This window comes from Verrucomicrobiales bacterium (assembly GCA_016793885.1).
GTDB lineage: Bacteria > Verrucomicrobiota > Verrucomicrobiia > Limisphaerales > UBA11320 > UBA11320.
The window spans coordinates 63,866-87,440 of the sequence record JAEUHE010000067.1 but is presented as its reverse complement, the minus strand read 5'-3'; the positions used below and the strand labels follow the sequence as shown (position 1 = coordinate 87,440).

Here is a 23,575-nt window from a genome sequence, read left to right as displayed (position 1 = left end):
ACCCAACGCACCAAGAACGGCCAAAGTCCGGGGCCACCTGGGTCTTACCTGATCTCATGCCAGTGGGATCGACGTTGGGGAACATGCTCACCAGGACAGGGAATTGCTGTGAACAGTGATTGAATTTCATTCGTCCCTTCGACATTGTGACCCCCGCATGGACGAACTGGATGAAGTCTTGACGTGCCGATTGGACCTCGGCCGTAAGGTGGTGGAACCCTGCTCAATTGTCATTTTTGGAGCCAGCGGGGACCTGACTGCCCGTAAGTTGATCCCCGCCTTGTATCATCTGTACGTCGAAAAGCGCCTGCCCAGCCCCTTTAGGATCATTGGTTTTGCGCGACGCGAAAAGTCAGATGCCAGCTGGCGCGAGGAGCTGAAGCTCGCGTTTCAACAGTTCTCCCGAACCAAGCAGGTGGACGAAAAAGTGTGGGCCGAGTTTGCTGCCAACCTCGTCTACTGCCAGGGAGACCTCGCCGAGCCCGCCGCCTATGCCAAGCTTAGCGGCATCCTCAGTTCCTTTCCCACTCCCGAACTCCAACGCAACCTGCTGTTCTATCTTTCCATCTCCCCCAGCCAATTTGCGCAAGTGGTGGAGCATCTCAACAACGCCAAGCTGCTGAGCCGACATCCGCTGAACGGAGGATGGCAACGTGTCGTCGTCGAGAAGCCCTTCGGCCACGATTTAGCATCGGCCCAGAAGCTCAACGGCGACCTGACCCAGTTTGCGCAGGAGAAGCAAATCTACCGCATCGATCACTACCTCGGCAAAGAGACGGTCCAGAACATCCTCATGTTCCGGTTCTCGAACTCGATCTTCGAGCAGCTGTGGAACCGGCAGTCGGTCGATCATGTTCAAATCACGGTCGGTGAAAGGCTCGGCGTCGGGGGGCGAGGAGGCTACTATGAAGAAGCTGGCGCCCTGCGCGACATGCTGCAAAACCATCTGCTGCAGGTACTCGCCTTAGTCGGTATGGAGCCGCCGGTTTCTCTGGAAGCGGAAGCCGTCCGCGACGAGAAGGTAAAACTGTTGAGCTCGGTGCGACGCTGGCAGCCGGAGCAAATCGCCAACAATGTCATCCGCGGCCAATACACCGCAGGGCTTTTCGATGGGGTCAATTGTCCGGCTTACCGTCAGGAACCGAAGGTCAATCCAGCGTCCAACACGGAAACCTTCGTAGCCATGCGGCTGTTCGTCGACAACTGGCGCTGGGCAGGAGTTCCTTTCTTCCTTCGCACCGGCAAATACCTGCCGTTCAGCGCCAGCGAAGTGCGGATTCAATTCCGGCCTACTCCCAATGTGCTCTTCGCCGCCCAGTGTGGCGCCAAGCTCGACGCCAACTCGATCACCCTGCGGTTGCAGCCAAACGAAGGCATCACCCTCCGATTCAATGGCAAGGTCCCCGGCAACTCCTTGCAGATTCGTCCAGTCCGCATGCATTTTAGCTACGATACCGAGTTCGGGGCCTACACGCCGGAGGCGTATGAGCGGCTGCTGCTCGAGGCGATCGCCGGCGATGCCACCCTCTTCATTCGCCGCGACGAAGTCGAAACCGCGTGGGGCATCGTGGATCCCATCCGGGCGGGCTGGGGGGACAAGCCACTTACCGAACGGGAATTCTATCCTGCCGGAACCTGGGGTCCGCGCAGCGCCGAGGAAATGTTAAACTTTCACGGCCGCACTTGGCGCAACCCGCAGCCGGCGACCTAATGAATCGAGTCGACTTGATGCAGTTTGAGAGCGACGTGCTCCTGGCCGCCAAGGCGGCCGAGGATTGGCTCGAATTGCTGGCCTCTCCCATCCACTCCGCCAGGCCGTTCACAGTTGCACTTTCAGGAGGGAGGATTACCAAGACTTTTTTCGCACACGCCGTGCAAAAGGCGAGAGCTCGTGGGTTCTCTCTCAAAGGAGTCCATTTCTTTTGGGCCGATGAGCGCTGCGTACCCCCGGATCATCCTGAAAGCAATTTCGCGGTGGCGCAGGAACTCATGCTCGAGCCCTTGGGAATCCCCACTTCCAATATCCATCGCATTCGCGGCGAGTTGCCCCCGGACGAGGCGGCCCGGTTTGCCACGTCGGAACTGAAGGCGCTCTTCCCCGACACGGAACCGAGTCCGCCGCTCGATCTCGTTTTCCTGGGGATGGGCGAGGATGGCCACGTGGCTTCGCTCTTTCCCGGAGATCCCTTCGAAGAGACCCACGAAACACCCTGGTTCCGTCCGGTGGTCGCCTCCAAACCACCGCCGCATCGGATCACCATGAGTTATCAGCTGATCCAGGCGGCGAAGCAGGTCTGGGTGCTGGCCTCCGGCAAAGGCAAGCAGGACGCCTTAGCTTCCTCCCTCATCTCCAGGGAGCTGCCGCTCGGCAAAGTACGAGCCTCACGACCCTCACTGCGCATCTTCTCGGATATAAGCAGCTGAGCGAAAAAAAAGGGGGCGGACCCAAAATTGGGTCCGCCCTGTGAATGACGATACGAATGGACTTAGTCCAATCCTAAGTGGCTCTTATTGGCGAACTCGATAGAACCGCTTGGCGGCCTGCGCCGGATTCACGGTGAGCGTATTTCCAGCAGGTGCCGGAGTGACATCCACCCAGTTCGCCGGGCTCAGGGACTCGCTGGATTGCAGCGTGCCACCGGTCCAACCAATTTCAACGCCAGCGGCAACCGGCTTGGCACTAACCCGAAGTACCTGAGCCTCCCCGCCGAGAAGGCGAGCGTTGTCGAAGTAGCCCGTCACGATGTCAGTGGCGGCGGCCACATAGGCACCAAACCCGAAGGTCAGTCCCGATGCATAGGGGAAGGGAATCTCCGCCCCTAAGATTCCATTGAGGAACAGTTTCGCCGTCGCACCATTCACCACGATCTTCATCCGGGCCGACTTCTGATCGTTGAATCCCGGGCCGTCAAAGGCGGCGATATTGATTCCTTCGCCACCCGCATTGTCATCTTCTGCCTCGATCACGCGATTATAGCGCCAACCGTAGTTGTCTCCGTCATGGGCAACATTATCGGCGAAGAGTATCGAGTGCCCCGCGCCGTCCTTAACCCAGATCCCAGTTCGCTGCTGCGCACCTGTGCCCGTGACAAGAACGAAGTCGTGCAAAACACGGTCGATCTCGAAGGTCAGCGGAGCGGTCAAACTCGCGGCGTAACTCTGAGCAGTGAACAATCCCAGTCCCGGCCAGGCGGACGAGAGGGCTTCGACGTTGATCTTGACCAAGCCATTCTCAACTGTGATGGCGGAGGTCTCCTCTCGAGGTGAGCCAGTGCCGAACGGAGTATTGTCCAACACCCAAAGGCCGGTATCGAACTCTGTGCCTGAGAAGGTGTCCGCAACCAGCACCTGCGGGTCCGCCACCACTTCAACCGCCAGGGATCCATTGACGCACGCTCCTGGGCTGCTGGTGATATCGAACACCGTGGTTCCTTTCCCAACGCCTGCGACCACGAATGTCTGGGAGTTGGCCGTGCCAGCAGCGAAGTTAAGTACGACACTCCCGCTAGCGCTGCCGTTGGGCACCGCTACCGTCTTGTCTCGGCTCGTCACCGTCACAGTGGCCGAAGCAATGTCATTCAGCAGCTGGGGAATGGTTATGGTAACCTGCTTGTTTGCTTCACTTTGGGTCATAGTGACCAGTTGAGGATCCAACGTGATGCAGGGAAGGACCTGCTGCACCTTGGCGCTGTCGTATTGCACATGGACCGTGTCACCCACCGCTCGGGAATAAGCGCCCAGTTCGAAGTGAATTCCTGAGTTTACCTCAAACGGGAAACTTCCCCCGAAGACTTCATCCAGGAACACCTGCACCGTCGAACCATTCGCGACGAGCCTCATCCGATGGCCTCCCGTGTCGGTAACGCCCGCAAACGCAGTCAGTGTGGTTCCACTGCCCTCCGGATTGCCGGGATTCACGTTCACCTCCCAGTTATTCTCCCCGACATTCTGCGCGAAGAAGACGTATTTCGATCGATCGGCAGTGGTGATGTAAACGCCGCTGCGGCCAGCTGTGCCGACTTGCTCCAGAAGCACTCGATCCACGTCGAACACCAGGTTGAGGTCCTTGTTGGCGGTGAAACTCTGAACCGTGCGTATGGAGGCGCCGGGCCAGTAGTCACTGTCCGTGGAACCGGAAATATCGAGCAAGCTGTCGACCTGGCTCACGGCAAAGGTACCCGTCCCGCTGGCTTCAAACCCGCGATCCACCACTTGCCAGCGAGTGAGATTCAGACTCGCTTCAGCAAAGTCCTCGTCCAGAACCGTTCCAGGACCACCAACAACGGTCACCTTCAATGGATTGGGGGAAAGCAAATCACCCTCGATCGAGAACGCCGCCGCACCAAGCCCAACGCCCCGAGCGCGGAACGTTGCCGTGTTGCCCCCGCCCGCAGGGAAAACCAGATCAAGGGATCCCGCTACGCCGCCGTCGGGTATGGCCGCAGAGGGGTCGCTGCTCACCACCTTCAAGGTGATTGCCTTTTGGGCATTAAGGCCCGTGGGGATGCGCACGGTGATGGGGGCGCTAAGCGCACCCACTCGAACTCCAGTCTCCGAGGGAGAAAAACCCGCCCCCCCCGTGGTCTCAATGATCAGATTATCCCAGGTCGTGTCCGCTGTGTCGTTGTTCGCACGAGCATAGGAGCCAAACTCGAACACGACCGGAGAGAACGGGAATTTGACCTCAGCGCCCTGGACCCCGTTCAGCAGTAGCTTTACGGTCTTGCCATCAGCGATCATACCCATCTGATGGAGTCCTCCGTTATCGAAGTTACCCCCGTTGAATGCCACAATATCGGTCCCGCTACCCGTGGGCACATCGCCGTCCTCACCGATCTTGCGGTTGAAGCGCCAGCCGCCTTCGGCACGCACATCAGCGAATAGAACATACTTGTCCCGGGTCTCGTTCAGAATCCATAGCGCACTGCGAGAGGCCGTGCCAATCCCAGCTTCCGCCACGCGATCAATCGTCAAGGTCACCGTCGCTTCGTCGGATGCCTCGAACGTCGGCACGAGCCGCAGGGTGCCGCCGGACCACCATTGCTGGCTTGTGGTACCCACAAAGCGAATGGCCCCGCCAGAAGCCTCCGCGTGGATGTCTCCCACTCCACCCTCGAAGAAGGGAGCGTCGGGAACGTAACGAGAGGGTTCGATCGTACCTGCGGAGAAATCGTCCTCAAAGACCCGGGTGGTGGTGGGTGTCAAGGTCTCCACCTTGATGTTGTCAAACGTCGTGTTGGCAGTGTCGTTGTTCGCCCGGGCATACGCGCCAAACTGGAAGCTTATCTTGCTAAACGGAAACTTAACTTCCTGTCCAACGACCCCATCCAAGAGGAGTTTTACTGTCTTGCCATCGGCCAGGATGCTCATCTGGTGAAGCCCCCCATCGTCGTAGGTACCGCCGTTAAAGAGAGCGATATCCGTGCCGCTGCCGGTCGGAACGTCGCCATCTTCGCCAATCTTCCGATTGAATCGCCAACCGCCCTCAGCGCGCACGTCGGCAAACAAAACATATTTCGTCTTCGACTCGTCCAGGATCCACAGCGCACTGCGCGAAGCGGTGCCTACGCCGGCCTCGGAAACACGGTCCAAGGTGATCTGAACTGGAGTTTGCTCGGTTGCAGTGAAGGTCGGAACTACCCGCAAAGTCCCTCCGGACCACCACTGAACGGAGGTTGTGCCTACAAAACGGAGGACCCCATCGGCCGCCTCTGCATGGATATCGCCAGTGCCTCCCTCGAAGAAGGGGGCATCCGGTTGGAACTTCGCTGGATCGATCGCACCCGAGCCGAAGTCATCCGAGAACACGAGTTTACCTTCGCGGATGGTCTGAACCTGCAGGTTATCCCACGTGGTGTTGGCGGTGTCGTTGTTTGCCCTGGCATAGCTGCCGATGTGAAACAAAACCTTAGAGAAGGGAAACTTCACTTCCGCACCCTCAACCCCGTCGAGGAGCAGCTTCACGGTCTTACCGTCAGCCACGATCGACATCCGGTGCAGCCCAGCGTCATCGAAGCTTCCACCATTGAACGCAGCAATGTCCGTCCCACTCCCAGTTGGCACGTCGCCATCCTCACCGATCTTGCGGTTGAAGCGCCATCCGCCCTCAGCCCGAACGTCGGCAAAGAGCACGTACTTGGTCTGGGTCTCATCGAATATCCACAGAGCGCTACGCGAGGCGGTACCCACCCCAGCCTCTGCCACGCGATCAATGGAGAAGGCTACCTTGGACTGTTCCGTTGCCGTAAATGTCGGAACCACCCTCAAGGTCCCACCAGCCCACCATTGGGCGCTAGTCGTGCCCACGAAGCGAAGCACCCCGTCTCCGGCCTCCGCGTGGATGTCGCCCACCCCTCCTTCGAAGAAGGGTGCGTCCGGCGCATACTTCGCCGGATCAATCACACCCGAGGAGAAATCGTCCTCAAAAACGACAGAATTGAAATCAGCCGAGGCCGGAATGGCCTGTAGGAACAGGAAGCCTGCTACCAAAGCAGCGAGGGCCCTGGATAAACTCGCTGCCAGGCAGGGAGAGGCAGGAGGGTCTCTATGGACAAGACTAAACATATGATCCTTTGTTGTGAGTTGGAATAAGACACGCCCCAAGGCTGGGCTCCATCCGACGAAGAGAATGAAATTGGGAATTCCATCTCAATGCGGATAGCCAAAACAACCCAAACAGGAGTCGTTTGTTCATGCGCTGCTAGACAGTGTCTTTAGGGATTAACGAAGTGGGTAAAGATTAACTCGACCGAGGTCAAGCCACAATTTGAGTCGGCTCCGGCTTCGACCTCGGGTATGAGTATTTCCGGGTGAGGCTTGGTCGTGTGTTCGAAGTTTCGCCTTCAGCCTGATGACCGAGCCGCTACTCCCGAATCCCGGGCTGGAAGCGCGACAGGTTCATCGATCCTTTAGTTACGGGAACCTCTTCCGTCCGACCGTTCGGCCACCGAATCCATACCGCGCTCAACTCGGTAGGGCGGGCCAGCAGCAGGGTCGTACCATCTTGCGACCCCGAGCCATTGCCCAGACGCACTTCCTGGAGCGGTCCTTGCTCGCCATTGAAGTAGATCGGACGCACGCTGGTACCGATGGCCTGCCGGTTCCCTGGTCCACCCTGGAGCTGCAGCCGCAAACCCGCAAGAGCCAGCTGATTTCGAAGCAATCGAGTGGCCCCTTGATGCTGTCCCACGACCGCATCAAGCCGACCGTCATGATCAAAATCGCAGCTCGCAACCCCTCGGCCCTCGCCCAAAATCAAGAGTCCGCTGCGGTCGGCTCCGACGGCGCTAAAGGTGCCATCTCCCGCACCCTTCAACCAGAGGCCAGCACCGGCGTCCTGCCGGGATTCGCCTGGGCGCGTGCCGAAGGTGTTTTGCGACAAGAGCAGGTCCTGACAGCCGTCGCCGTCAAAGTCGCCAACCCCAATGCCAAAAACCGGCGACACTTGTGCCAAAACAGGCAAAGGCCGAACCTCAAACGAGTCACCTCGATTCAGCAGCACAACTGAGTCAAAGCTGGCAGCCGAGACGGAGGCAAGTTCTGGCAGGCCGGCCGAAAGCACTTCCGCCAGACCCGCCCGACTCATCGCCGCGAACGTTGGAAAAGATTCCTGCAGGGAGGGAAACTCTCGTCGCAAGGAGCCCAGATCCAGTGCCGGAACCGACCGGCCGAGCCCATCGTCAACATGGGACTCCAATAGCGCGAAAGTTCCGTTACCAGAACTGTCTCCATAGCTCAGGGTCGTCGGATGTGCAGAAAATCGATTCCGAAAATGGTTCCTCCCCCAGTTTCCCATAACTAAATCCGGCCTCCCGTCCGCATCGAAATCTCCCGCTGCCAGCGAGGTCCACCATCCGGTAAATGCCGAAAGCCGCCGCGGCGGAGGAATTGGCGAGGGCACCTGGCGCCAAACCAACTCGGGATCCAGATGCTTCCAACCTGAGCCCGTGCTTGCCAAAAGTCGAATGCTACCCCAGTCGCATGCGATCACCAGATCCGGTCGGCCATTCGTATCCAGATCACTAAACAAGGCCCCGCTCACCAGTCCGATTCGATCGAGGAAGTGACTCCGCACGGAGTCCACGCGCCACTGTCCATCATGGTTCAGCAGCATTCCCGACGTAGCCGGAGCAGGGTATTGTCCAGGGATGCACCGGGAACCGATGAATAGGTCGAGATCTCCATCGCCATCCACGTCCGCCAGAGCCATGGGGCCCGTGCTTTGCTCGCTACGCCAGGCATCATCCCGAAACTCCCCCGTTACTACCGAAAATTCTCGGAGCCCCGATCGGGGACCTGAGCCGACCGCTTCGTTAGCCAATCCCAGCAGCAGAGCTCGATTGGTCTCATTTGGTTGCCAGCCCAGGACCACGTTCAGGTCTCTGTCCAAAGGCGCCTCAAGCGGCTTGGCTCGCTGGCGAATAAACTGCCCCTTACCATCATTCCGAAAGACTCCCAACCGACCTCCCTTCCCCCCGCCCACAAGGAGGTCTTCCCATCCATCGCCGTTAAAGTCGAACCACGCGACTCCCGGCCCAAGATCGGACAAACGCCGCGGCAACAGTGACTGGATAGCATAATCGTCGGTTGGCTCGTCGACGTGCAAGTGCTTCAGACTGGAACTCAGGTCCTCGAACAAGCCTGGCTGGACTTTCGCAACAGCCCGCCCACCGAGAGTGTCGGCGCTCGCTCCGCTCGGCTCCCGGATCTCATAGAGACAATTAACCGGCAAGTTAGTCAATTGCGTGATTCGTCCACCGGGCCAGCGAACTTCCAGTGCCACACGATTCGAGGCTGAGCCGGCAGCAAAGGTCCGGATTAGATCATCGCTGCTCATGTATCGGCCGCCCCCTCTCATCTCCTGGCTTTGCACAGGCAACCCGGGAACAGAAGCCTGAATGCGAGCACCAATCCCATGGGTGTTCCCATGAGTCCCTCGCAGTCGAATGGCAACACGGGGACGTGTCGTGTCGTTGCGGTAGATCAAAGGCGATGATCCCAGGCAGTTCACCACCACATCCAGATCTCCATCCCCATCTAAGTCAGCCGCCGCCATGCCGTGACTGAGCTGCCGGGAGTCAAACCCCCAAGCAGTGCCATGCGGCTCAAAACGCAGGTCGCCGCGGTTCCTAAAAGCAACGTTGGGGGTGTCCAAAACTGGAAACCGACGACGTAATTGAAGCTCCTCAAGAAAACTCATCGGACGCTGCTTCTTGAGATCGTCGATTTCCTTGGCCACATCCGCATGCTGCGCATCGCGCCCGTGACCTGTCGTCAGCAAGAGGTCCTCAAACCCATCCAGATCCACGTCCAGGAACAGTGGACACCAGGACCAATCAGACGCTTCCAAACCACACAGATGCGCCACCTCAGCATAGGTCCCGTTGCCCCGATTCCATAAAACCGTGTTGCGCGGGGATTGAGGGCGATCGCCTTGACTCGCACGGACCTGGCCAAAAGCCATGGCGTCCATCACCTGCACCTGCCTCCTCACATGGTCGGGGCTTAACATGTCCGCCACGAACAGATCGTCTCTGCCGTCACGATCCAGATCCGCGACATCCACCCCCATGGAAAACAGGCTCGTCTGTCGAATCGCCTCGCGCGCCAGCGCACGAAAGCGTCCCTGGCCGTCGTTGATCCAGACCCGGTCCGGGGATTGAAAGTCGTTGCACACATAGAGGTCTGGCCAGCCGTCGCCGTTCAAGTCATGAAACATGGCGGAGAGACCCCAATCGTAAGGGATCGATGCCCGATCACCCGATTCGTCGAGGAACAGGCCGTCAGTCCAGCTAACAGCCCTAAATCGGCCTCCTCCCTCGTTCAAGAAAAGTTGATCGGCCTCCCCGTTCTCCAACACACCGGACGCTTGGTCAAATGTGAATCTCCCGACCAAGTCAGGATCAGTCGCTGGCTTGCGATTAACGGCCAACAACTGGAAAAGCCCGTTCGTGCGCCGAACATCGAACTGGATCTCGGGCATATCACGCATCGTGTCACTCCGGTAGTTGACCACATAAACGTCAAGTCTGCCGTCGCCGTTGACGTCTGCCAGAGCCAGTGATGTACTGCCACGGTTGCTCTGCAAACCGGATTCCGCCGTCGCTTCCCTAAAATGACCGACCCCATCGTTCAGGAAGAGCCGCGTGCCTCGGGCGATACCATTGACCAGGAGGTCGAGGTCACCGTCACCGTCAACATCGGCGAATGCTGCTCCGGTCGAGGCCTGGTCGGCGCAAGCGACGCCCGCCTTGTCCGTCACTTCCTCAAACCGCCAGCCACCTAGATTCCGGTACAAAGCATTGGGGCCATCCAAGCCGCACCAGTAGAGATCGCAACGACCGTCCCCATCCACATCCCCCGCGGCGACGCCCGAGCCATTGAGGAAAATCTGATTGGTCAAAGCGCGCGTTTCGGCCAGTTGATTGCTGAACGTGATACCGGAGGTTTCCGGCATCACTTGAACGAAACCCTCCCTGCCCTCGGCCGGCACTGACAAACTGAGCATTCTATAATCCCGTTCCAGTTTCCACAGCTCGGAAACCGCGCCCTCAGCAGTTGGAACCAGGCTAACGATGCTGTTCAGAATGCCCCACAGCCAGCACCCGGCAAGGAAGCCAGGCGAAAGAAAGCACGGCAGATCGCTTCGACGGGTCATACAGTTGGTAGTAGTGCTTGTGAGCCTAAGCCCTGGGATGCTAGGGTCCAGTCCGAACTCCGAAACTCGTCCTGCGAACGTTGATTCCTTTCCGCCCATGAATTCGTATCTCCTGCAGAAATTCACCGGCCAAGCCCGCCTTGTTCATCTCGTCATGGCTTGCCTCCTACTCGCTCACGGATCGATGCCCGGAAAGGCCGAATCGACTCATGAGATCACTCTGAAGATGCTGAGCCAACGTGCTCGACAGCAAGCCGCGACCGCGCCCGCCTTAAGGAGCTTCCACGGATTTCAATTCACGGATCGGGTTGTCCAAAGCCAGATCCGCTTCCAACATCGGATCGTGGATGACGCCGGACGCGATTACAAAGCCGCCCACTACGATCACGGGAACGGTCTCGCCGTGGCGGACGTCGACGGCGACGATTTGCTCGATCTCTACTTCACCAACCAACTCGGAACCAACCAGCTGTGGCGCAATATTGGAGGCGGTCAGTTTGAGAACATCACCACACAAGCAGGGGTAGGCATGGCTAACCAAATCAGCGTGGGGGCCTCGTTCGCAGATGTGGACAATGATGGCGATCCAGACCTCTACGTCACGACGGTTCGGCATGGTAATCGTCTGTTTGAGAATCTGGGTAAAGGGGTGTTTCGCGATATCACCGTCCAGGCGGGGGTGCAGTACTCCGGCCACTCCTCATCGGCGGTCTTCTTCGATTTCGACCGGGACGGATGGCTGGATCTGTTGCTCGTCAACGTGGGGAAATACACCACCGATCAGAGGGGACGAGGAGGCTACTTTCTTTCTCATACGAATGCCTTTGCGGGACATCTTTTCCCGGAACGCTCGGAGACAAGCCTTCTCTACCGGAATCGCGGCGATGCCCAGCGCAAAACGCTACCAGGGCAGCCCGCCGCCTGGGCTGGATTTACGAACATCAATGCCGCCGTGGGTTTTGAGGATTTAGGCTGGAGCGGCGATGCAACCTTCACAGACCTGAATGAGGATGGGTTTCCAGATCTTTACCTGGCGAATATGCAAGGAGATGACCACTACTACGAGAATCACGCCGGCAAAAAGCTGGTCGACCGCACCGTTGATTATTTTCCAAAGACCCCGTGGGGAGCCATCCAGCCCCGATTCTTTGACTACAATCTCGATGGACTCATGGATCTCTTCGTAACCGACATGCACTCGGATATGACTCAGCCGCAGACGGAAAAAGCCCTCAATTTCGACCTTGCCATGGAGAAAGCCAAGAGCGAGGCGTTCTGTGCGATACAATGGTCTGAGGGGTATCTACAGGGATCGAGCAACAATCTCTTCGGCAATGCGTTTTATCTGAACTCCGGAAACGGTCGCTTTGCCGAAGTATCCACCGCGTTGGGCGTCGAAACCTACTGGCCCTGGGGCAGCAGCGCCGGGGATCTGAACGCCGACGGCTATGAAGACCTCCTCATCACAGCAGGCATGGGTTACCCCTTCCGTTACGCCATCAACTCCGTCCTCCTGAACGAAGGAGGGCAGAGGTTTGTGGACAGTGAGTTCATTCTGGGCGTGGAACCCCGCGGGGACCGACGCACCGAGAAGGTCTGGTTTGTGCTCGATTGTGATGGCGCAGATCGGAGCCGGCCTGAGTGCAGTGGGAGATCGGGGGAACTCCCGGTCATGGGCGCGCTAAGCAGCCGTTCCTCTGCAATATTCGACCTGGACAACGATGGCGACCTCGACATCGTCACCAGCGAGCTAAACTATCGCTCGCAAGTCCTGGTGAGTAACCTTTCGGAAAAGCGACCGCTTCACTTTCTCAAGATCAAGCTGCGCGGCACTCAATCGAACCGAGATGCCCTGGGAGCTACGGTCGTGGTAAGGGCGGGCGGAACGAACTACACTCGCTACCACGACGGAAAGTCGGGGTATCTGGCACAAAGCTCCATGCCGCTTTACTTTGGCCTGGGCGACAGTTCTCAGATCGAATCGATTGGCATCAAATGGCCATCGGGTAAGCGAGAGACTCGCACCAAGGGCATCGGCATCAACCAAACCCTTACCTTCACGGAGCCTTAATCATCGTGGTCGGACTGCCGGCGGTCCTCAAACTCGTGGGCCTTCGCGTGAAACCCACGGCGGGTGCGCTTCTCCACGATCATCTGACGCTTGCGACGGCTGCGGCGGAGCTTCTCAATCTCTTCATCAAGTTTCAAAAAGCCCGCCATGCGGCCCGCATCCAGTGCGCCCGCCGCGATAGCCTCCCGAATGGCGCAACCTGCATCGGTGCCGTGCTTGCAATCATGAAACCGACAGCGGGTCGCGAGTTCATTGATGTCCGCAAATCGTTCACGCAAGGTTCGCTCATCGGTCCACATGTGAACCTCCCGAATTCCGGGATTGTCGATCAGCATTCCACCCTCCGGCAGCACGAGCAGCTCACGGTCGGTGGTTGTGTGCCGCCCTTTGCCGGTCGTCGCGTTCACCTCGTCAGTCCATTGAGACTCCTCACCCAGGAGCAGATTAACCACCGAAGACTTGCCGACTCCACTCGAGCCCAACATGGCCATCGTAACGCCGCGCTTCAAGTACTGCTTCAATACGCGTAGGCTCCGTCCCTGTTGCACGCTCGTGATATGCACATCCGCGTCTGGGTTCAACGACTGGATGGCCTCGGCCGCCACGCGGTTCTGCGCCTCCTCAAACAAGTCGGATTTATTGACCAGCACCACGGCTTTCGAGCCGCTGCGCCCAATAATGGCAAAGTAGCGCTCCATCCGCCTGAGATTGAAGTCGGGACCCGCATCGGTGAGCACCACCACCACGTTCACGTTGGCGGCAATCACCTGCTCTTCCGTGCTCCGCCCCGGGGCCTTGCGAGAGAGACAGGTTTGCCGGGTCAACCGGGCTCGGATCGTGGGTTCAGTATCGGTTGCTTCCATCCCCAAAGCCACCCAATCACCGACGGCGGGAAGTTCGGCGTCGGTTTCCGCGTCATGATAGACTTTTCCGCCCAGCACCACTTCGCGAATTTCTCCATCCTCCACCATCGCCCCGTAGGAAATCTTGTTGTCGCGGATCAATCGAGCCCGCTTCCAGCCCTGCTCGCGATAGGGCGCAAACTCAGCTTCAAACGCGGCGTTCCAGCCAATGTCTTCCAATGTCATCGCTCGATCAAATCGATTGCCATTTCTGGGTCCAACCCAGAATGGGGATCCAGTGCATGGTGCCGAACACAGCCGCCGAAGCCAGACAAAAACATTCCGGCGCACGGGCTATCCCGCACGCCGGAATGCTTAGCAAACAAACAGCGACCAATCTACGAGTAACAAACCTAATCCACTAAAACCGCTTCGCGACGCTGAACTGCACGGTGTAGTCCGCAAACGCCGCATCCCCATGAGCCCCGCGGGCCTGATCCGGAACGCTGCGCTGCCGGTTGCGATACACCGCCACCGGTGTCGAGAGATTGAAGCTCCACGACTTCACCGCCACCGATACCCCCGGCTCAATCGAGACGGCAAATCCAGGCCGACGGAACCCCGTGCTGCCACCAATCGCATCATGCACCGGAACACCCTCAATCCGCCCACCGAGACTCAAGGTAACCCCGTACTTCGGAGCCACCAAAAAATCGAAGCCCGTTCGCCCCATATAACCATCGGCGATCGACATGATTCCCTCACCCGCGCCATTTCGGAAGGTTCGTACCCCATTCTGTTCCTCGGGGGTGATAGTGTAAGAACCGTTCACATAGGCGTTCAGGCGCGGCATGATCTCCTGATATCCGTAGAGATCCAGAATAATGCCCCATCCGCCGCTGCCGGGCTGAATCGATTGATCCACGGTTCGCTCTTCAGAAACGACCTGCCCCGCGCGAAAGACCTGAAAAATGTCCGTAGCGTCCTTTTCACCTGTAGGCAGCAGGACTCCCATTCCGAGATTCAGATTTCCTTTCCGATGGGTTTCGGGATTCCAAATCCAGGCATTCGCCATCAATCGAGCATCTCCAATGCCTGAGGATTGGGTGTGGAAACGACCCAGGATCGCGCGTGCGGTGTTTCTTACGACCTGCGAGCGATCGTTCACCACGATGGGAAGAGCAGCCGAGACGCTGAATCGGGGATTGATGCGATAGCTGATGCCCACATCAATGAAGTGAGAGTCGTTGATAACCTCACTGCCTTCAGCTTGGCGCTGGGTCTCCTCATGGCTTCCCGTGAAATGGCGATCCGAGTGGAGCCATCGGTACCCTACCGATGCTTGCCATTTTGCGTCGGTAGCACCGTCCGCCATCATGTCGTGCCCACCCATCAGGCAGGAGGTTGCGCCGGACCCTCGAGCGGCAACGCAGCCCTGGGCTGAACTCTGCTGCGGCACGAGCAATGCCAGGCTAAGGGACACAGCGAGGCATCGCGCGGCCAGGGGAATGCGGGTAGGTAGTGGAACGAAGGGAAGTACTTCAATCAGCTTCATAGTGTCGGTTTGGGTTGTGTCGACACTCTACTACGCACGAAGCCTCACCAGTAATAAAAGGGGAGGGAGTGGGGCGGAGGTGGGGCGAAACGCGTGTTTTGAGGGGCGAATGACAAGAACGGTGATGACCTCAGCAATCCGAGGTTGGATTGTCGTTGAGTTTGTTGATCTCAAGGGATTTGATCGTCTCGCGAATCGGCCCGTGAACTTCACCGAGCACCCATCCATGACTCCATCTGCTTCAAGAAACCTACGCATTTGCGGTCTCTTCTTTATGTCGGGTGCCCTCGCCTTGGTCTATGAGATCCTCTGGCAGCGCCGATTCGGATTGCTGTTCGGGAGTGCCGCACCAGCCACGGCAGCGGTGCTGGCGTCCTACTTCGCAGGCCTGGCTTTGGGTAGCTGGATACTCGGCAGACTTTCCCCAAGGTGGAACCGTCCCCTCAGAACCTACGCGATCCTCGAGTTGCTGATCGCCATAGGCGCCATGATGGTGCCCGTCCTCCTCGATTTGTTCGCACCCCTATACCGTTCTCTGTCTCAAACCTGGGCAACCACACCCAGCCTGCTCCTGGCCAGCAAGGTGGTGATGGGATTCTTTGCCATCGGCCTCCCGACTTTCTGCATGGGAGGAACCCTCCCCGTCCTGGCAGAGCTGGTCGACGGAGGGGAACGTCGCATCGGGTGGAACGCCGGCCGTCTCTACCTCGCCAACACCCTGGGTGCCGCGACGGGTGCACTCATCGTTCCGTTCGTCCTATTGAGGTTCATGGGCATCAGCGCGAGTGAGTGGATCGCGATCTCCGGAAATCTACTCATTGGGTTGGTCGCCTTTCTCTGGGATCGCCGTGTTCCGCCGTCGACCTCCTCCCCAACTCCGAGCAGCCCCCCCGCGACCCGGCTGCGACCTCACAGCGCGCCTTCGAACCCAGCCTTAGGATGGGCTCTCGCGGCCACCTCGGGCGCGGTCACTCTCGCTCTGCAAGTACTTTGGAACCGGGCGTTCGCGCAAGTCCACGAAAACTCGATGTATTCGTTCTCGGTCATCGTAGGCTTGTTCGTAATGGCATTGGCGGTGGGCGCGCAAGCGTCTCGACTCTGCCTGGCACGAGGGATCGATCCTCAGAAATTGCTGGGCTGGGCCTGGCTCGCCGGTGGCGCCCTCTCGGCGGCAGGCCCCCCCATCTTCCTATGGCTAACGGACCACTTGAGTTACCTTCCCGCCAGTGGCGGATGGGGCCAGTATGGAGTGAGACTCGGGCTCCTGACGATCGCCGTTCTGTTCCTCCCCATAACACTGCTGGGGATGGGGTTGCCCGCGATCATGGAAGAGAATTGCCGTAACCGGCCCGAGAAGTCCGTAAGCCAACTGCTCGGCACCCTGCTCGCGGCAAATGTTGTGGGATCTGTGCTCGGTGCCCTCGCGGCCGGTTTCTGGCTACCCCCCCAACTCGGGCTCTGGAAAAGCATCCTGTGGACCTCCACGCTACTGCTCCTGTGCGGGCTGGTACGAATTCTTCGCCAACCGGACGGCGGAAGAGCGGGCAAGGTCGCTCTGTCAGTGGCCATAGCCACCGGGATCACGAGCGCCTTCTGGGCTGAAAAAGGTTGGCTTCGATTGAGATTGGTTTCGGCACAAAGAGAATCGCTGGTTCAGGTCTCGGAAGGCAGTTATGGAATCGTTTCGGTGGTCGATCGAGGCAATTCACGCCGCTTGAAACTCAACAATCACTACATGCTGGGCGGCACTCTCTCCACCGGAGATGAACGCATGCAAACTCACCTGCCGTTGTTGCTACATCCCTCCCCGACCAACGCCGCGTTTCTGGGCATCGGCACGGGCATTACGGCTGGAGGAGCCATGTTCCATTCATTGAAAGAAATAGTCGCAGTGGAGCTAGTGCCCGAAGTGATCATGGCCGCTCGATCCCACTTCAAGGAGGCGAATGCCGGGGTGTTGGAGTCCCCCCAGACGACCGTCATTCTCGAGGATGCCCGGAACTACCTGCGGACCACCTCAAAGCGATTCGACGTCATCATCAGCGACTTGGTTGTTCCCTGGCGCCAAGGTGAAGGATCACTCTTTACTTTAGAGCACTTCACGGCCGCTCGGCAGAGCCTCAAGCCCGACGGACTTTTCTGCCAGTGGCTCCCCCTTTTTCAGCTCTCCGAAACGGAGGTGAATATCCTGGTTCGAACCTTCCTGACCGCCTTTCCTCGCGCTTGGGTCTGGCGTGGAGACTTCTCGCCCACCCAACCCGCTCTCGCCCTGATCGGGGGCGGCGAGTCTTTCCGCCTGGCCTTCGATACCGTGGAACAACGGATCCGCAGCATGACTCCAGACCCACAAAACGTTCACTTGAACCACGCCACAGCGGTCTGGATGCATTTCATCGGATATATCGAAGCCGGGGAGCTGCCCAGCGGCGAGTCACGGATCAATCGCGAAGACCGCCCCTGGGTTGAAATTTTAGGACCTTTGCTGCACGCGGGGGAGAGCCAGGAAGAGTTGTGCACGGGACGCCGCCTCCAGCGCTGGATTCAAAACACATGGAAGGATCCGGTGGCCAGGACCCGCAACCTGAACTCAGCCGTCGAGCTGGCCAGCCAGGCGGGCGACATCATGTATGACTTCGCACTCGAGCTCTCCGAGGGAAAACGCGACCGCGCCAAGCAGGCTCAGTCCCGGCTCCGGGAACAACTACCTCCCGAGGTCTATCGCTCACTGTTTGGCGCCGGTGAATGAATCCGGGAACCCACAGCAAGCTTCCGTGGCCTAGCTGCACGCCCACGGTGGGGATGGAGAGTGCGGCCGGCGAGGATGGATCTCACGTTCACCAACCAAATCCCCCCAAAAAAAAGAGCGGCGGTTACCCGCCGCTCTTCATCAGGCAATTTTACCAACAGCGTTAGTAGCGAACGCGATAGAATTTCTGCCCCGTCAGTCCAGCCAGACTGAACGGCGAGGTCGCCGCCGGAACGTCCGTCCAACTGGCGGTGCCGTCCAGGTTCAATGAACTTGCGCTCTGAAGCACGCCGCAGGGCCAGGTCAACGCATACCCGGACTCGGTCGCAGCAACTGTCAGCACCAGCGGCGCGCCGGTGCCCGAGAGATAGAGGCGGCAGAGTTCGTCGTCACCGAGCGCACGGTCATGAATGGTCACTTCATCGATCCCACCCGAAAAGGTGTTGCCCGTTCCATCAAAGATTCCTCCGCCCCCAATGTTGAATCCAAACGAGGTTGAACCGTAGGAAGAGAAGTTGCCATCCACTCGTCCCAAGGCCTGTCCGTCTACAAACAGACTCGCCCCGGTGCTGGTGCCACGCAGAGCTACAAAGGCCCAGGTCTCATCCGCTACGGGACTCGTGATGTCAATGGAATCACCCGAGCTGAAGTAGGCCTCCAAGGTCGTGTCGTCGATGAAGCCAAACTCGATCAGGTCGTTCTGGCCAAATAGACCGGTACGCGCCGCCTGAGTGCCTCCGCGCCGGATCCATCCGGTCAACGTAAACGCCGAGAGCGCATTGAGGGACGCAGGCGTCGTTACCGAGCTATCATTACCATTGAAGTCGACAGCGGTGTCCGAATCGCCAGCAATGCTTCCCGTGGAACCGAACGTGACGGAGGTGTAGATGCCGTCAAACCCACCGGCATAATCGAAAGCCGTGGGGCCGTCGGATTCACCCAAACGCCAGTAGGCCGAAGGCCGCGTGGCTACCACCGTCGCCTCGTAAGATCCAACAACGGGCACCTTAACGGTAAGGACCGACACCGAGCTCGCGGTGTCACCCACCGGGTTCTTCACGATCACCCGATAGTCCCCAGCCGCGGCGGTGGTCAGCTCATCGAGAGTCAGACGAGCCGAGGTCGCCCCGGGGATGTCGGCATTGTTACGCTGCCATTGGTAAGTGAACGGCGGGGTTCCGGAGGCAGTCACCGCAAGCACGGCCTTCGTTCCCGCATACCGGGTGAGGGAAGCGGCTAGAGGCTCCAAAAGGGGCAGCGAAGCGGGTTCGACGGTCACCGTCACCAGCTCTGAATCCACCGTGCCGTAATCATTCGACACTCGAACGAAGTAGTCTCCGCTATCAGAAACCTGCGCGTTGGGGATGACCAGGGCCGCGCCGTTGGCCCCCGCGACCAGGCTACCGTTCGAGCGATACCACTGATACGAAAACGAAGGGCTTCCGCAGATGACCGAGGACACCTGCACCTTGGTGCCAGCAAACACCGTCACGGGCACCATTTCGCCCGCCACCTCAGGAGCCTTGGCCACTGCCGCTGCATATTGATTGCAAATTTGGAACGCGGAGAGGGCCTTGTCGTACACCGCCACCTCGTCGATCTGGCCGATAAAGAAGTTTCCGCCGCCATCAAAGACACCACCGCCGCCGATATTGAAGAAGAAGCTGTTGTCCGCCGGAGTCGAGTGAGTGCGGCTGAGAGCCAGGACACCGTTCGCGTAGATGCTGATGCTCGAACCATCCGAGACCACCGCCAGATGCCCCCACTCGTCATTCGCGAACGGGCCGGGACGCAAATCCAACGCCCCATCGGTGTAGGCCTGGATGGTGGTGTTGTCGATGTACCCAAATTCCATCAGATCGTTTTGCCCCCACAGCCCCGTACGAGCCAACTGATCAGCTCCCCGACGGATCCATCCCGAAACCGTGTAGCTCCGTTTGCCGTTCAGCAAGCCCTGGACCGTGGAGACATAACTGTTGATGCCATCGAGTCCCAAAGAAGTGTTGCCCGGTTCAAACCCGATAAAGGCCGGTTCCTTAGGAGCTTCTGTCGAATTGATGGCTCCCCCACGATAGGCACCCTGACCCACCGCTGCCAGCGAGCCCGCATTGGCCGCCACCGGCGGCGTAAAGGCACCTTCGTTGAGCCGCCAGTAACCCAACGGAGCATCCGCTAGAACCGTTTCCGAGTACTCCTTCAACGGCGCGTCGCTGAGGCCGTTGGCATAATGGTTGGAAATCTGCTCCGGAGTTAGGGCCGCGCCATAAAAGGCGACCTCGTCAGCGGTGCCATTCCAGCCGAAACCGTTGTCGGCGCGCATTCCCACGACAAACGACCCCGCCAGACCCGCCACATAGCCGCTCACAGCCTGACGCCCCACCTCTTCGCCGTTCACATACAGAATCGCCTCGGCGCCATCATAAACCGCGACCACGTGGTACCAGGTATTCAGGGAGAGCGGCCCCCCGCCGGTAACGCTCGCAGAGGTGTTCAGCCCATTCTGGTTGTACAGGCGAAAGTTAAACCCCCCGGAACCCTGATAAATCAACCATCCCGCGCGAGGGGCGAGAAAGTCTCCCGACGACATCGCACACGTTAGGACGGCGGGATCGGTAATGACCGTTCCCGGCTTGAACCATCCCTCCGCGGTGAACGGGCCATTGGGATTGAGGGACTCCTGGAATGGGATCCCGACGTGAGTCCCACCACTTACGCTCGCTGCCGTATCCGTGCCCTTGCCCAAAGCACCCGGAGCAGGATGATTAGCACCATTGTAGGAGCCGGTGGCAGCCGCGCCTAACGAACCCAGGTTCGCGGCCAGGTCCGGAACCGGCACGGTCAATCCGTCGTTGAATCGCCAGTAGGCAACCGGTTGGTCTGCAAGGACCGCGTCGGAGTAGGTGACCGCAGCGGAAACAACCGAGGTGGTGAAGGTAAGGACAAGTGCGGCGGAGAGCGCCCGTCTCGTCCAGGGACTTTGCGAAGGTGTCATAACAATGCAATACAACTCACTGATAGCATGCTTTACGAAAGCACAATGGCTACATTCTCTCCTATCAATGCCCCACCTGACTGTCCATTCTAAAGCATTTCTTAACCATATCTGGCTGCATGGAAGCGCAACTCAGGATCGCGCAACTGAGAGCCCAGCGCACGGTTCCGGGAGGGCTTCCAGTTTTTGAGTTACACTTAAGAGCCTGCTTAAAAGCGTCTTGGACACAGTGTCAGGTGAACGCCTGAGCCAAAAACCCGGGGACTCATGATGAGTTCACAAGTCGTGGGAAATGTTTTCATGATCCAAGTGAAAACAACGATGGGGCGAGGCCCGCAAAATAACCCGCTCCCCCCGACCAGGTTTCGGACTCCACTTTCGACGAAGGAAAGCCAAGGGTTGCCTCCCCTATGGACCGCGCGCGGCATGCCGCCGCTTTTCCTTCACGTTGCTGAATAGCTGGCCGACCGCCTGCGCCTAGTTCGGTGTAGCCGGAGTTTCTGTGGGGCGTGCAGGAAAAGCGGAGACGTGTCTCCGCAGTCCATAACCCAACTCGATGCCCACACTACAAAAAAACCGGGGATCCGTGGCACCATGTCCACGAATCCCCGGCGGAAAAATCACCGCCTGGAGCGGCAAACGATTAGAGCACTTTGCGCAGGAACTTGATTCCCTTCACCGCGATTTCATCGCGGGTGGGTTCCATACGACGCCAGATCGCGGCGGCACGCGCGATCACCTTCACGTCGGTCGTGAAGGATTCGATCACGACGTCACCTTTATATTTGATCGATTTGAGGGCGGCCGCGATGGGCTTCCAATCGATATGGTCATTGCCGGGAGTTCCGCGATCGCTTCCGCACGCATGGAAATGCGCCAGGTGTTTTCCAGCCTTCTTGATGGCGGCCGCCTGGTTCTTCTCCTCAATGTTCATGTGGAACGTGTCGAGGTGAAGCTTCAAGGCTGGACTCCCCACATCCTTGATCATCTTCAAACCCTGGTCGCAGGTGTTGATGAAGTCGGTCTCGAAACGGTTCAAGGGCTCGAGGCAAATTTGACGTCCATTCTTTTCTGCGTACTTGGCTAGCGTCTTCAGATGCTTCACTACCGTGGCCCACTGCTTCTTATACTCATCCGGGGGAACGGCATCCGCACGCCCAACCTCGGAATAAACCGGCCCAATGAGGGAAGGACAGCCAAGGACGACCATCTGGTCGATCAGCTTCTTCATGTAATCCAAGCCCGTCTTCTGCTGCTCCGGCGTACCACGTAAGTCGCGTCCGCCACCCATGCAGGCGCAGACGGATCCGCAGGCCAGACCGTACTTGTCCAACTCCCGCTTCACGTGTGCGGGATCAATGTGCGAGGGATCCTCAATCGGGATCTCCACCGTGTCGAAGCCCCATTTCTTGAAAGTCTTAAACAGCTTGGTGCTCTCGTTCGTGAACGGCGAGGTGAACAGAAAAGAGTTAATGCCAATTCTCATAGGATGAGTGCAGGCTAGAGAAGGCAGCCGCGACGATCAATAGCGATCCGTCGAAATCTGGGCCTCGTTTTGGCTTTCCTAGGACCTGTCTCTTAGTGTCCAGTGGTCGACAATGAAACCGTGGATTTGGAACCGGCCGCAAGCGGCTGTCTGGGGTGTTGTGCTGGCCGGTATGGCTCTGAGCCTGACCGGAACTGGATGCCGCAAGCCCGCCCCGACGGGAGCCCCGGCCGGGGGCCCGCCTAAGGGAGCCTTTGCCATCCAGGTAGTGGCCATCGAAACCAGACTGAAGCCGATCAGCGAGAGCGTCGGCCTCGTCGGTTCCATCACCGCGAACGAATTTGTCCAGGTCAAGGCGGAGATGGACGGAACCATCAAGGAGATCGCGTTCAGCGAGGGACAGCGCGTCGAGAAGGGTCAGCTATTGATCGCCATCGATGAAAGCCGTCTGGAAACCGCCCTCAATCAGGCTGAAGCCAATCTGAAGTTGAGCGGCGCCACATACGAAAGGACCCGCCGCCTCCTTGGCGAAAAGCTCGTCGCCCCGCAGGAGCATGACCAGGCCGTGGCCACTCACGCCGTGAACGAGGCGACCGTGGCGCTCATGCGCCGCAACCTGAAGGACGCTCGGATCGTGGCGCCGTTCACCGGCATCGTTGGCGCACGCGAGGTGAGCCCAGGCCAGGTCATCTCCCAAAACACGATCCTCACCTCGCTGGTTGACCTCGATACCGTCAAAGTGGAGGTCCAGGTTCCCGAACGATACCTGAGTCAGCTGCAGATCGGGCAGCCCCTGAAGTTCACCGTCGCGGCCTTTCCGGGTTCGATCTTCGAAGGAAGCGTCTATTTCATCTCCCCCCAACTCGACGCCGGCACCCGCACCGCCCTCATCAAGGCCAAGGTCCCCAATGACCAAGGCAAGCTGCGAGGTGGAATGTTCGCCAGCCTGGAGCTCAGTTTGCGGCTGCGAGACTCCGCGTTGGTCATCCCCGAGCCCGCCCTCATCAGCAATGGGGACAAGGTCAGCGTCTTCGTCGTGGATCAGGAAGCCAAAGCCCAGATGCGCCCGGTCACCGTAGGCCTCCGCCTCGCCGGCCAAGCCGAGATCATCAAAGGGTTGGCCGCCGGCGATAAGGTGGTGGTTGAAGGCATTCAAAAGCTAGCCCCCGGCATGCCGGTCAAAATGGCCCCGCCCGAGGCGGCCCTGCCCTACCAGAAAGACTAAC

The 23,575-nt window shown here is 58.8% G+C and carries 11 protein-coding genes; 5 read left to right on the top strand and 6 right to left on the bottom strand.

Going from position 1 to position 23,575, the window contains the following annotated elements; all coding sequences use genetic code 11:
• Window positions 1-157: 157 nt before the first annotated feature.
• Together zwf and pgl are read left to right on the top strand one after the other, a co-directional pair.
• The gene (gene zwf / locus JNN07_08655; protein MBL9167798.1) at window positions 158-1,711 is read left to right on the top strand and encodes a glucose-6-phosphate dehydrogenase; all 1,554 of its coding nucleotides are present in this window, start codon (window positions 158-160) and stop codon (window positions 1,709-1,711) included.
• Entirely contained in the window at window positions 1,711-2,424 is a 714-nt protein-coding gene (gene pgl / locus JNN07_08650; GenBank protein ID MBL9167797.1) for a 6-phosphogluconolactonase, read from the top strand. The genes zwf and pgl overlap by 1 nt, the downstream gene beginning before the upstream one ends.
• Before the next feature lie 84 nt (window positions 2,425-2,508).
• Here pgl and JNN07_08645 read toward each other — a convergent pair whose 3' ends face one another.
• Together JNN07_08645 and JNN07_08640 are read right to left on the bottom strand one after the other, a co-directional pair.
• Window positions 2,509-6,489 carry a hypothetical protein gene (locus tag JNN07_08645; protein ID MBL9167796.1) on the bottom strand — a complete coding sequence of 1,327 codons (3,981 nt, stop codon included), beginning with the start codon at window positions 6,487-6,489 and terminating at the stop codon, window positions 2,509-2,511.
• Window positions 6,490-6,862: 373 nt separating this feature from the next.
• The gene (locus JNN07_08640) at window positions 6,863-10,657 is read right to left on the bottom strand and encodes a VCBS repeat-containing protein (GenBank protein MBL9167795.1); all 3,795 of its coding nucleotides are present in this window, start codon (window positions 10,655-10,657) and stop codon (window positions 6,863-6,865) included.
• A gap of 97 nt (window positions 10,658-10,754) precedes the next feature.
• Between JNN07_08640 and JNN07_08635 the strand changes: the two genes are divergently transcribed.
• Window positions 10,755-12,728 (top strand): CRTAC1 family protein, encoded by a 1,974-nt coding sequence (locus tag JNN07_08635; GenBank protein ID MBL9167794.1) that lies wholly within the window; start codon window positions 10,755-10,757, stop codon window positions 12,726-12,728.
• On the opposite strand, the gene rsgA is transcribed toward JNN07_08635, so the two are convergent.
• A complete protein-coding gene (gene rsgA, locus JNN07_08630) occupies window positions 12,725-13,816 on the bottom strand; it encodes a ribosome small subunit-dependent GTPase A (GenBank protein MBL9167793.1) in 1,092 nt (363 codons plus the stop codon). The two genes, JNN07_08635 and rsgA, sit on opposite strands and share 4 nt — an antisense overlap.
• A gap of 175 nt (window positions 13,817-13,991) precedes the next feature.
• Window positions 13,992-15,125 carry a hypothetical protein gene (locus JNN07_08625; protein ID MBL9167792.1) on the bottom strand — a complete coding sequence of 378 codons (1,134 nt, stop codon included), beginning with the start codon at window positions 15,123-15,125 and terminating at the stop codon, window positions 13,992-13,994.
• 226 nt (window positions 15,126-15,351) lie between these two features.
• On the opposite strand from JNN07_08625, the gene JNN07_08620 reads away from it, so the two are divergent.
• Window positions 15,352-17,871, top strand: coding sequence for a hypothetical protein (locus tag JNN07_08620; GenBank protein MBL9167791.1), 2,520 nt, complete (start codon window positions 15,352-15,354; stop codon window positions 17,869-17,871).
• A 163-nt stretch (window positions 17,872-18,034) separates the two neighbouring features.
• Here JNN07_08620 and JNN07_08615 read toward each other — a convergent pair whose 3' ends face one another.
• Window positions 18,035-20,863: a hypothetical protein gene (locus JNN07_08615; protein ID MBL9167790.1), complete on the bottom strand. Its 2,829-nt coding sequence runs from the start codon at window positions 20,861-20,863 to the stop codon at window positions 18,035-18,037.
• A gap of 643 nt (window positions 20,864-21,506) precedes the next feature.
• On the bottom strand, window positions 21,507-22,349 hold the full coding sequence (locus JNN07_08610; GenBank protein MBL9167789.1) for a sugar phosphate isomerase/epimerase: 843 nt from the start codon (window positions 22,347-22,349) through the stop codon (window positions 21,507-21,509).
• Window positions 22,350-22,461: 112 nt separating this feature from the next.
• Here JNN07_08610 and JNN07_08605 point away from each other — a divergent pair, with 112 nt between their 5' ends.
• Complete coding sequence (locus tag JNN07_08605; GenBank protein ID MBL9167788.1) at window positions 22,462-23,574, top strand: efflux RND transporter periplasmic adaptor subunit; 1,113 nt, start codon at window positions 22,462-22,464, stop codon at window positions 23,572-23,574.
• Window position 23,575: the final 1 nt, after the last annotated feature.